Annotated in this window: 2 protein-coding genes; both read left to right on the top strand. The window is 65.8% G+C overall.

Translation table 11 applies throughout. The annotated features are described in order from the left end of the window. The coding region (locus tag BLP99_RS26715; protein WP_305367273.1) for an amino acid adenylation domain-containing protein at positions 1–4,191 on the top strand (4,191 nt) is incomplete at its 5' end. Beyond that, positions 4,188–13,413: non-ribosomal peptide synthetase (locus tag BLP99_RS25890; RefSeq protein ID WP_176776528.1), on the top strand; the 9,226-nt coding region annotated here is incomplete at its 3' end. The genes BLP99_RS26715 and BLP99_RS25890, both read left to right, overlap by 4 nt.

Here is a 13,413-nt window from a genome sequence, read left to right as displayed (position 1 = left end):
CCGTGGTATGCCCGGGAGATCAACGCCGGCACGCAACTGGTGAACATGTACGGCATCACCGAAACCACCGTGCACGTGACTTACCACGCACTGAGCGCGGACGACGCGCAGCGGGTCGGTGTCAGCCCCATCGGCACGCGCATTCCCGACCTGCAATTGCATGTGCTCGACGCCCGGCGCGAGCCGGTACCGGTGGGTGTAGTCGGGGAAATGTACGTCGGCGGTGCGGGTGTGGCCCGTGGTTACCTGAATCGTCCCGAGCTCGATCGGCAGCGCTTTATCGCCGATCCCTTCAGTGGATGCGAAGGGGCGCGTCTGTACCGGACCGGCGACCTGGGACGCCGACTGGCCGACGGCAGCATCGAATACCTGGGCCGCAACGACGACCAGGTGAAGATTCGTGGCTTCCGCATCGAGCTGGGCGAGATCGAAGCCAGGCTGGCCGCGTGCGAAGGTGTCCGCGAAGCGGTGGTCATCGCGCGCGAGGACGAGCCGGGGGACAAGCGCCTGGTGGCCTATGTGATCGCCGAAGAAGGCGAGCCGCCCACGGCAGCCGGGTTGCGTGCCGCACTGCTGGGCTCCCTGGCGGACTACATGGTGCCAGGCGCCTTCGTGATGCTCGATGCCTTCCCGTTGACCACCAACGGCAAGCTCGACCGCAAGGCGTTGCCGACGCCGGACCAGTCATCGGTGGCGACTCGCGAATACGAAGCACCGCAAGGCGATGCCGAAACCGTCATCGCCACGATCTGGCAGGACCTGCTGGATCTTGATCGGATCGGTCGTCACGATAACTTCTTCGAACTGGGGGGCCATTCCCTGCTGGCGGTGAAGCTGATCGAACGCATGCGCCAGGCCGGGCTGAGCGCCGATGTGCGCGTGCTGTTCAGCCAGCCGACCCTGGCGGCCCTGGCCGCTGCGGTAGGCGGACGTACGGACGTGGTGGTGCCGGCCAATCGTATTGCCTCGGACTGTCGACGGATCACGCCAGAGCTGTTGCCTCTGGCGACCCTGAGCCAGGACGAGATCGACCGCGTGGTGGCGATGGTGCCGGGCGGCTTGGCCAACGTACAGGACATCTATGCCCTGGCACCGCTGCAGGAAGGTATCCTTTATCACCACCTCGCCGCCGCCCAGGGCGATCCCTATCTGCAATACATGATGTTCGCGTTCGACACCTTCGCCCGACTGGAGGCGTTTACCCACGCGTTCCAATCGGTCGTCGCCCGGCATGACATCTTGCGTACGAGTGTGCTCTGGGAGGACCTGGCCGAGCCCGTGCAGGTGGTCTGGCGTGACGCCCGGATGGTGGTGGAGTCGGTGGAGCTGGACCCGGCGGCGGGCGATGTCGCCGCGCAGTTGCACCAACGCTTCGACCCCAGGCACTACCGCCTGGACATTCGCCAGGCACCGCTGATGCGGGTCGCCTATGCCCAGGACCCGGCGAACCAGCGCTGGGTGGGTATGCTGCTGTTCCATCATCTGGTGGACGACGCCACGTCCCTGGCGGCACTGTCCGCCGAGATCGAGGCGCACATGCTCGGGCGGGCAGATCGCTTGCCGGCGTCGGTGCCGTACCGCAACTACGTGGCCCAGGCTCGCCTGGGGGTGAGCCGCGAGGCCCACGAAGCGTTTTTCCGCGACATGCTTGGCGACGTCGACGAGCCGACATTGCCGTTCGGTTTGCAGGATGTGCAAGGCGATGGCAGCGGGATCGAGGAGGCCGGACAGCTTGTCGAGGCCGACCTGAGCCGCCGATTGCGGGCCCAGGCCCGTCTGCTCGGTGTGAGCGCGGCGAGCCTGTACCACCTGGTCTGGGCACAGGTGCTGGGCAAGGTGTCGGGCCGCGAAGAGGTGGTGTTCGGTACCGTCCTGATGGGCCGGATGCAAGGCGGCGAGGGGGCCGACCGGGCGCTGGGGATGTTCATCAATACGCTGCCACTGCGGGTCAGCCTGCAAACCGATGTGCGTGCCGGTGTGACCACGACCCATGCGCGGCTGACCGCCTTGCTGGGGCACGAGCACGCCTCGCTGGCACTGGCGCAACGTTGCAGCGGCGTGGAAGCGCCGACGCCACTGTTCAGTGCCTTGCTCAATTATCGGCACACGGGTGCGATCACCACCACCGAGGCGTTGTCGGCCTGGGACGGTATCCAGATGCTCAGTGGCGAAGAGCGGACCAACTATCCCTTGACGCTGGCGGTGGACGACCAGGGCGAGGCGTTCAGCTTCACTGTGATGACGCCTGCGCGCATCGGTGCCCAGCGGATGTGTGGTTATGTGCGCCAGACCCTGGAAAGGCTGATCGAGATGCTCGAACAGTCTCCTCAGGCGCCACTGCATCAGCTGTCGATCCTGCCGCCTGGCGAGCGCCACAGGCTGCTGGCCGAGTTCAATGCCCACCAAGCCGACGCCCCACGGCAGCAACCAGCCATTCAGGCGTCGTTCGAGGCGCAGGCACAGCGCACGCCGGATGACCTGGCCGTGCACGGTGGCGCACAGCGGCTGACCTATCGCCAGTTGAACGAGCGAGCCAACCGGCTGGCCCATTATCTGCGCAAGCAGGGCGTGGAAGGGGATTCGCGGGTGGCGATCTGCGTCGAGCGCAGTGTCGACATGGTGGTAGGACTGCTGGCGGTGCTCAAGGCCGGCGGGGGGTATGTCCCCCTGGATCCGGCTTATCCGGCCGAGCGCCTTGCGTTCATGCTGCAGGACAGCGCGCCGGTTGCGGTGCTGACCCAGGCCGGTACCCGGGCGCTGCTGTCGGACGCCCAGGTGCCCCTGATCGACCTGGACGCCGGCCCATGGCTGGACGAGCCGGATCACAACCTGCACGTGACAGGCCTGACACCTGACCATCTGGCCTATGTCATCTACACCTCCGGTTCGACCGGACTGCCCAAGGGCGTGATGGTGGAGCGTCGCGGCCTGCGCAACCTGATGGACTGGTACCTCGAGGACCTGGCGTTCCATGCCGGCGATGCAGTGCTGTTGGCCTCTTCCTACAACTTCGACCTGACCCAGAAGAACATCCTGGCACCGCTCATGGTGGGCGCCACGCTGCATCTGGCTGAAGAACCCTTCAATCCAGGTGCCATCGTCGCCCAGGTCGCCGAGGCCGGGATCACTCACCTCAACATGTCGCCCAGCGCGTTCCATGCGCTGGTGGACGCCGACCATCAGCAGGCACTGGCCTGCCTGAAACGGGTGGTCCTGGGCGGCGAGCCGATCCAGGTCGCCCTGCTGGAGAAACTGCCGCAGCCACGGCCAACGGTGATCAACAGCTACGGGCCGACCGAGTGCAGCGACGTGGTTGCCTGGCACATCGTGGATAGCCATCTGGAAACCTACCGGGACCAGTCGATCCCGATTGGCCGGCCCATCCGCAACATGCAGCTGCACGTGCTGGACCACCACGGCCAGCTGTTGCCGGTGGGGGTGCCGGGCGAGATTCACATCGGCGGTGTCGGTGTGGCGCGTGGCTACCTGAACCGGCCGGAGCTCAACCAAACCCGCTTCATGGCCGATCCGTTCTACGGCCAGGCCGATGCCCGCTTGTACAAGACCGGAGACATCGGTCGCTGGTTGCCCGACGGTACCCTGCAGTACCTAGGGCGCAACGACGACCAGGTGAAGATCCGCGGTTTCCGTATCGAACTGGGCGAAATCGAAGCCAGGCTCGCCCAGCACGAGGCGGTGAAGGAAGCGGCGGTGCTGGCCCGTGAAGACGTTCCGGGGGAGAAGCGCCTGGTGGCCTATTTCACCCAGTACCCGGCAGACGAAGCACTGGGCATCGAAGCGCTGCGCCTGTACCTGCAGGCACAACTGCCCGCCTTCATGGTACCGGTGGCCTACGTCTGCCTGGACGCGATGCCCCTGACCCCCAACGGCAAGCTCGACCGCAAGGCGCTGCCGGCGCCGGACCTGGGGGCGTTCATCAGCCGTGGCTATGAAGCGCCGGTCGGCGACACCGAAATCACCCTGGCCCAGTTGTGGGCTGAAGTGCTCAACGTAGAGCGTGTCGGTCGTCACGATCATTTCTTCGAACTGGGCGGGCATTCCCTGCTCGCCGTCAGCCTGATGGAGCGGATGCGCCAGGAAGGCATGGAAGCGGATGTGCGGACGTTATTCGAGCGGCCAACGCTCTCGGAATACGCGGCAACGACAGAAAAAATGGAGATTGTCCTGTGAGTGTGATCGAACTGTTGGCGACACTAAGAGAGAAAGACGTACAGCTTTCAGTCAAGGGCGATCAGCTCGTGGTGCGGGGCCGAAAACAATCGCTGAGCGAGCCTGCGGTACTGGCCTTGCTGCGCGAACACAAGAGCGCACTGATCTCGTTGATCCAGGCCGGCCAATACGATGCCAACCAGGGCGGCGAACCCGACATCGCCCCCAACGCCATCCCCGCCGGCTGCACGCGCATCACGCCGCAGATGCTGCCGCTGGTGAGCCTGGACCAGAGCGCCATCGACCGCATCGTTGCCACGGTTCCGGGCGGTGCGCCCAATGTGCAGGACATTTACCCGCTGGCGCCGTTGCAGGAGGGGATTCTCTATCACCACCTGATGGCGACCCAGGGCGACCCGTATGTCCTGCAGGCACGGTTCAGCATCGCTCGGCGTGAGCGCCTGGCGGATTTTGTCGATGCCTTGCAAAGCGTGATCGACCGACACGACATCCTGCGCACCGCCATCGTCCGCGAAGGGCTGGAAGAGCCGGTCCAGGTGGTCTGGCGCCAGGCCCGGCTGGGTGTCAAGGACATCAGCGCCGAGCTGGGCGAGGGCGATGCGATGGCGCAATTGCAGGCGCGCTTCGATCCTCGCCACTATCGCCTGGACGTCAGCCAGGCGCCGTTGCTGTTGCTGGTGGTCGCCGAAGACACCGTACACCAGCGCTGGGCCGCCATGCTGCTGTTCCATCACATGGCCCTGGACCACGCGGCCCTGACGGTCGTGCAGAGCGAAATGCAGGCTTGCCTGATGGGGCAGGCTGATCAGTTGCAGCCTGCCATCCCTTACCGCAACTATGTGGCCCGCACCCGTCAGGCTGGCCAGCGGCAGGCCGACGAGGCGTTCTTCCGCAAGATGCTTGGCGACGTCGAGGAGCCGACGCTGCCCTTCGGCCAACAGGATGTACTGGGGGACGGCACTGCCATCGAGGAACATCACCTGGCAGTGCCTCCGGACCTCGGTCGGCGCTTGCGCGGGCACGCGCGACAGCTCGGTGTGAGCGCGGCGAGTATTTTCCATCTCGCCTGGGCCCAGGTACTGGGCTGCGTCTCGGGCCGCGAGGACGTGGTGTTCGGCACGGTGATGCTGGGGCGGATGCAGGCGGGCGAAAGCATGAGCCGGGCGCTGGGCATGTTCATCAATACCCTGCCGCTGCGGGTCGGTGTAGGGGCGCAGAGTGTCCGCGATGGGGTGAAGAGCACCCACGGCTGGCTGAGCAGCCTGCTGGGCCACGAATACGCATCCCTGGCCCTGGCGCAACGTTGCAGCGGCGTGGCGGCCCCGGCGCCGCTGTTCAGTACGCTGTTGAACTACCGCCACAGCGCCAGCGCGGCTCAAGTCCTGCCTGTGGAAGCGAGCCAGGCCTGGGAGGGGATCGAAGCCCTGAGTGCGGAAGAACGCACCAACTACCCGCTGATTCTCTCGGTGGACGATTTCTCCGACGCGTTTGCCCTGACGGTGCAGGCCAGTGCGCTCATCGGTGCGCAGCGCATAGGCGAATACATGCTGGCGGCCGTTGAAAGCCTGGTCGGCGCCCTGGAGTCAAGCCCCGGGGCGATGCTCAACAGCCTGTCATGGCTGCCGGCGGCGGAGCGGGAACGTGTGTTGCTGGGTTTCAACGACAGCGACCGCGATTATCCCCGGGAACAGCCGATCCAGGTTTTGTTCCAGGCTCAGGCCCGGGCCCGGCCGGATGCGCCGGCAGCGGTGCAGGGCGGACGAACCCTGACCTATGGTGAACTGGATTGCCAGTCCGACCGCCTGGCGGCCCATCTGATGGGGCTTGGCCTGCAGGCCGGTGAAAGCGTGGCCCTGCTGCTGCCTCGTTCGCTCGAACTGTTGGTCAGCCAGTTGGCGGTCCTCAAGTGCGCGGCGGTCTATGTGCCGCTGGACGTCAACGCGCCCGCCGAGCGCCAGGGGTTCATGATCCAGGACAGTTGCGCGGTGCTGGCGCTGACCCTCAGCGCCGAGGCGTTGCCGTCGCACGTGCGCCGCGTGGACCTGGACACCATCGACCTTGGCGGGCAGCCGGCCCACGCCGAGCCGCCGCCACAGTCGAGTGAAGCGCCGGCCTACATCATGTACACCTCCGGATCCACGGGCACGCCCAAGGGCGTGCTGGTACCGCACCGGGCCATCAGTCGGCTGGTGATCAATAACGGCTATGCCGATTTCAACGAGCGGGACCGGGTGGCCTTTGCCTCCAATCCCGCCTTCGACGCCAGCACCCTGGACGTCTGGGCCCCCTTGCTCAACGGCGGGTGCGTGGTGGTGGTCGAGCAGCAAGTGCTGCTGTCCCAGGAGCGCCTGCGCACGCTGCTGATCGAGCAATCGGTGAGTGTGTTGTGGATGACTGCGGGGCTGTTCCATCAATACGCGGCCAGCCTGATGACGGCTTTCGCCCGCTTGCGCTACCTGATCGTGGGCGGCGATGTACTCGACCCGGCGGTGATCGGGCGCGTCTTGAAGGAAGGCGCCCCGGTTCACCTGCTCAACGGCTACGGTCCCACGGAAGCCACTACCTTCACCACCACGTACGAGATCAAGGCGGTCGGCGAGGGCAGCATTCCCATCGGTCGCCCCTTGGGCAACACCCGGGTCTACATTCTCGACGCCCAACAGCGGCCTGTGCCGCAGGGCGTGGCGGGTGAGCTGTACATCGGCGGCATGGGCGTCGCCAAGGGCTACCTGAACCGTCCGGAACTGACGGTCGAAAAATTCCTCACCGATCCCTTCAGCCAGCGACCCGGGGCCCTGATGTACCGCACCGGAGACCTGGGACGTTTCCTGGCCGACGGCAACATCGAGTACCTGGGCCGTAACGACGGCCAGGTGAAGATCCGTGGTTTCCGTATCGAGCCGGGGGAGATCGAAGCCCGGTTGGCCCAACACCATGACGTGAAGGAAGCCGTGGTGCTGGTTCGCGAGGACGCGCCTGGGGAGAAACGCCTGGTGGCGTATTTCACGCTGCGCTCCAGCGACGAGGCGGTGGATATCGAAGCCCTGCGCGCTCATCTGCAAAGTCGCTTGCCGGACTACATGGTGCCGGCGGCCTATGTACAGCTCCAGGCCTTGCCCCTCACCTCCAATGGCAAGCTGGACCGCAGGGCCTTGCCGGTGCCGGACCAGGCTTCGATCGTCAGCCGGGGCTACGAAGCCCCCGTGGGGGAGGTCGAAAACACCCTGGCCCGCCTGTGGAGGCAGGTCCTGCATGTGGAGCGGGTGGGGCGCCACGATCATTTCTTCGAGCTGGGCGGCCATTCGTTGCTGGCGGTCAACCTGATCGAACAGATGCGCCAGGTCGGCTTGAGTGCCGATGTCCGCGTACTGTTCGGCCAGCCGACCCTGGCGGCCCTGGCCGCGGCGGTGGGCGGCGGCAATGAGGTCGAGGTCCCGGCCAACGCAATCACCTGCGGCTGCGAACGGATCACGCCTGACCTGTTGCCGCTGGTGTCGTTGACCCAGGAGGCGATCGACCAGATCGTCGCCAGCGTGCCGGGCGGTGTGTCCAACGTACAGGACATCTACCCGCTGGCGCCGCTGCAGGAAGGCATTCTCTACCACCATATCGCGGCGCGGCAGGGCGATCCCTACGTGCTCCAGGCGATGTTCGCCTTCCACAGCGAAGCGCGTATCGAGGCCTTCGCGCAGGCGCTGCAAGGCGTTATCGATCGTCACGATATCCTGCGCACGGCGGTGTTGTGGGAGGGCCTGGAACAGCCGATCCAGGTGGTCTGGCGCAGGGCCGCGTTGAGTGTCGAAGCCGTCACGCTGGAAACCGGAGGCGCCGATGCCGTGACCCAGCTCCATTCGCGCTTCGACTCCCGGCACCATTGCCTGGACATTCGCCAGGCTCCGCTGATATGCCTGCGCCATGCCCATGACCCGGTCAACCAGCGCTGGGTGGCGATGCTGCTGTTCCACCATATCGCGCTGGACCATACCGCGCTGGAAGTGGTGCAACAGGAGATGCAGATGCTCCTGCTCGGCCAGGCCGATCGGCTGGGCGAGGCGATGCCGTACCGAAACTATGTGGCCCAGGCTCGCCTGGGTGTCAGCGAGCAGGAGCACGAGGCATTTTTCCGCGACATGCTGGGCGACGTCGACGAACCGACGCTGCCCTTGGGCTTGCAACAGGTCCAGGGTGACGGCCTTGGCATCGAGGAGGCGAAGCTCGCGGTGGAAGCCGGCTTGAGCCGCCGGCTGCGGGCACAGGCGCGGCGAATCGGTGTCAGTGCGGCCAGCCTGCATCACCTGGCGTGGGCCCAGGTGCTGGGACGGTTGTCCGGACGCCAGGATGTTGTCTTCGGCACGGTGCTGATGGGGCGGATGCAGGGCGGCGAGGGCGCCGACCGGGCCCTGGGCATGTTCATCAATACGTTGCCGCTGCGGGTCGATCTGCAAGCCCAGGGCGTGCTGGCCGGCGTCAAGGCTACCCATGGGCGACTGACTGCCTTGCTCGGCCACGAGCATGCGTCCCTGGCCCTGGCCCAGCGTTGCAGCGGCGTGGCTTCACCGGCCCCGCTGTTCAGCGCGTTGCTGAACTACCGGCACAGCGCGGCCGATGCGACCTCGGTCGAGGCCCGGGATGCCTGGCAGGGCATGGAAGTCCTTGGCAGCGAGGAACGTACCAACTACCCGCTGACCCTGTCGGTGGATGACTTGGGCGAAGGCTTCATGTTGAGCACCCTTGTCGTCCAGGGAATAGGTGCGCAGCGCATCTGTGCCTATATGCACACCGCGCTCGAAGGCCTGGTACAAGCCCTCGAGCAAGCGCCGCGCATGCCCCTCGACCGCCTGGAGATCCTGCCGCAAACCGAACGCGACCTGCTGCTGGCGGATTTCAACGCCACCGATCGCCCTTATCCGCAGGACCAGACTGTCCTGGCGCTGTTCGAGGCCCAGGTTGCACACCTGCCCCAGGCGGTCGCGGCGGTGCATGGGCAGCGACAGGTCAGTTATGCGCAACTGAACGAGCGAGCCAATCGCCTGGCCCATTACCTGTTGGGACTGGGCGTGCAACCGGACGACTGCGTCGCGATCCTGCTGCCGCGCTCGATCGACCTGCTGGTCGGCCAGTTGGCGGTCCTCAAATGCGCGGCGGCCTATGTGCCCCTGGATCGCAACGCTTCGTTGGAGCGCCAGGGCTTCATGCTGGAGGATTGCCGGGCGAAGGTCTTGCTCACCTTCAGTACCGAAGTCGCCCCCGAGGGCACCCCTCGCGTCGAGCTGGACACCTTGACCCTGCAAGGCCCGATCCACAATCCGGCACTGGCGCAATCCAGTGAATCGATTGCCTACATCATGTATACCTCGGGTTCGACAGGGCAGCCCAAAGGTGTCCTGGTTCCCCACCGGGCCATCAACCGGCTGGTGATCAACAACGGCTACGCCGATTTCAATGCCCACGACCGAATCGCCTTTGCCTCCAATCCGGCGTTCGACGCCAGCACCATGGATGTCTGGGGCGCGCTGCTCAACGGCGGGCAGGTGGTGGTGATCGACCATGAAACCCTCCTCGAACCAGCGCGGTTCGCCCAGGTCCTGGTCGATACGGGCGTCACGGTGCTGTTCGTGACCACGGCCATCTTCAACCAGTACGTGCAACTGATCCCCGAAGCCATCGGCGGCTTGCGCATTCTTTTGTGCGGTGGCGAACGCGCCGACGCGGCCTCCTTCCGACGCTTGTTGAGCCTGGCGCCGGGCTTGCGCCTGGTGCATTGCTACGGTCCGACCGAAACCACCACCTACGCCACGACCCTGGAAGTCAAGGCTGTGGCCGAGCACGCGCAAAGCGTGCCCATTGGCGGGCCCATCTCCAATACCCGGGTCTACGTACTGGATGCACGCCAGCGGCTGGCGCCCCTGGGTGTGGTCGGCGAGATCTGCATCGGCGGCAAGGGCGTGGCCAAGGGGTACTTGAACCGAGCGGACCTGAGCGCGGAGAAGTTCATCGCCGATCCGTTCAGCCCCGAGCCCGGCGCGCTGCTTTACCGCACCGGTGACCTGGGCCGCTGGCTGCCCGAGGGCAATCTGGAGTGCCTGGGACGAAACGACGATCAGGTCAAGGTCCGCGGGTTCCGTGTGGAACTGGGAGAGATCGAGGCCAGGCTCGTCGCCTGTGACGGCGTGAAGGACGCGGTGGTCATGGTGCGGGCCGACGAGCCGGGAGAGAAACGCCTGGTGGCGTACCTCATTGCACAGCCTGAGGTCAGCCTCACCGTGGCGGCGTTACGCGAGCAGTTGTCCGCCACCCTGGCCGAATACATGGTACCTGCCGCGTTTGTCCTGATGCCGGCGTTCCCCTTGACACTGAACGGCAAGGTGGACCGCAAGGCCTTGCCGGTGCCGGCGGCGGAGGCGTACGCCAGCCAGGCCTACGAGGCCCCCCAGGGCGAGGTCGAGCAAGCGCTGGCCGGCCTGTGGGCCGAGTTGTTGAACGTCGAGCGTGTGGGGCGTCACGACAACTTCTTCGAACTGGGCGGCCATTCGCTGCTGGCGATGAGGCTGATCGAGCGCATGCGCCAGGCCGAGATGGCCGTGGACGTGCGGGTCCTGTTCAGCCAACCGACGCTGCGGGCACTGGCAGCCGCCGTGGGCGGACACCGCGAGGTGGTGGTACCGGCCAATGCCATCGTCCAAGGGTGCGAGCGAATCACCCCGGACATGTTGCCACTGGCTGCATTGAGCCAGGAGGCCATCGATCGGATCGTGGCAAGCGTGCCGGGAGGCACGCAAAACGTGCAGGACATCTACCCCCTGGCGCCCCTGCAGGAAGGCATCCTGTATCACCACCTGACGGCGAAAAAAGGTGATCCCTATGTGCTGCAGACGCTGTTCGGCTTTGACAGCCGCGCACGCCTGGATGACTTCATCCTCGCGTTGCAGCGGGTGATCGAGCGCCACGACATCTTCAGGACCTCGATGGCCTGGGAAAGCCTCGACGAACCGGTGCAGGTGGTATGGCGACAGGCGCGGCTGATCGTCGATGAGCTGGAACCGGATCCGAGCGCCGGGGATGTCGTTGCGCAGCTGCAGGAGCGTTTCGACGCCCGGCATGTGCGCCTGGATGTGCGCCAGGCGCCGATGTTGCGCCTGGTTATCGCAGAGGACGTCGACAACGGACGCTGGATCGCGATGCTCCTGTTCCATCACATGGTGCTGGACCATACGGGGCTGGAGGTCCTGGAGCGTGAAATGCAGGCCCAGTTGCTTGGCAAGGCGCACGAACTGGGCAATGCGGTGCCTTACCGCAACTATGTGGCCCAGGCGCGCCTGGGTGTCGGCCAGCAGGAACACGAAGCCTTTTTCCGCGAGATGCTTGGCGATATCCAGGAGCCGACCCTGCCGTTCGGTCTGCAGGATGTGCAGCGCGATGGCTCCGGTGTGGAGGAAGTGAAGCTGGCGGTGGAGGCGGGCTTGTGTCGCCGCCTTCGCGCCCGGGCCCGGCAGTTGGGCGTCAGTGCGGCGAGTGTGATGCACCTGGCATGGGCCCAGGTACTGGGTCGTGTCAGCGGTCGCGACGAAGTGGTCTTCGGCACCGTGCTGTTGGGGCGGATGCAGGGGGGCGAGGGCGCCGATCGGGCACTGGGCATGTTCATCAACACCCTGCCATTGCGGGTGAGCCTGGGTGGGCACGGTGTGGCCGCCGGGGTCAAGGCCACCCACAGGCGTCTCACTGGCCTGCTGGGGCATGAGCATGCCTCACTGGCCCTGGCGCAGCGCTGCAGCGGTGTGGTTGCACCGACGCCGTTGTTCAGTTCAATGCTCAACTATCGCCATTGCGGGGTCGAGGTGACTGCCCAGGCGCTGTCGGCGTGGCAGGGCATCGAGTCGATTGGCGGCCAAGAGCGTACCAATTACCCCCTGGCGCTGGCGGTGGATGACGAAGGCGAAGGCTTCAGCCTGGTGGTGCAGGCACTGGCCGGTACCGATGCGCGACGTGTCGGCGACTACATGCACACCACCCTCGAAAGCCTGGTCACGGCGCTGGAGCGGGCGCCGGAGACGCCCCTGGGTGAGCTGGCGATTCTGCCCATGGCTGAACGCCTGCGCCTGCTGGAAACGTTCAATGCCACGACGGTCGATTATCCCCGAGGCCTGACCTTGCACGGTTTGTTCGAAGCCCGTGCCGAGGCCAGCCCGGACGCCATCGCCGTGGTGACTGACGACGAGCAATGGAGCTACCAGCAACTGAACCACCGCGCCAACCAGGTTGCCCATCGCCTGATCGCCCTGGGCATCCGCCCGGACGATCGGGTGGCGATCTGCGCCGAGCGCAGCCTGGAAATGGTGGCCGGCCTGCTGGGCATTCTCAAGTCCGGTGCTGCTTATGTGCCGCTCGATCCGGATTATCCGCTCGATCGCCTGGCCTACATGCTGGACAACTGCGCGCCGAGCGTGGTGCTGACCCAGGGGGCCTTGCAGGCACGCCTGCCCGCCACCGATGCCCGGACGTTGTTGCTGGACGATGCCGCGTTCTCGACCCAGTCGACGGCTAATCCAAGGGTCGAGGAGCTGCGCTGCGACCATCTGGCCTATGTCATCTACACCTCCGGTTCCACCGGCCTGCCCAAAGGCGTGATGAACGAACATGGGGCGGTGGTCAACCGCCTGCTGTGGATGCAGGACGCTTATCCGTTGACGGCTGCCGATGCGGTGCTGCAGAAGACCCCGTTCAGCTTCGACGTATCGGTGTGGGAGTTCTTCTGGCCGCTGTTCACCGGCGCCCGGCTGGTGATGGCCCGTCCTGGCGGGCATCGCGACCCAGCCTACCTGTGCGAGGTGATCCAGGCCCAGGGCATCAGCACGCTGCACTTCGTACCGTCGATGCTGGACGTGTTCCTGGCCCATGGCGCCGCCCACGGCTGCGACGGGCTGCGGCAAGTGATGTGCAGCGGCGAAGCCTTGCCGGGGCATCTGGTGCGGCGTTTCAAGGCGCAACTGCCGCAGGTGGCGTTGCACAATCTGTACGGCCCCACCGAAGCCGCCGTGGACGTCACGGCCTGGGACTGCTCGGGCGTCGACACCCCCGACAGCACCCCCATCGGCAAGCCGATCGCCAACACCCGCATCTACCTGCTGGACGCCCATCGTCAGCCGGTGCCCATGGGGGTGGCTGGGGAGATCTACATCGGCGGTGTGCAGGTGGCACGCGGTTACCTGCATCGGCCGGAACTCA

Source organism: Pseudomonas sp. NFACC32-1 (genome assembly GCF_900101215.1).
Lineage (GTDB): Bacteria > Pseudomonadota > Gammaproteobacteria > Pseudomonadales > Pseudomonadaceae > Aquipseudomonas.
The sequence above is the reverse complement of the archived record's forward strand: the minus strand, read 5'-3'. Positions and strand labels throughout refer to the sequence as shown.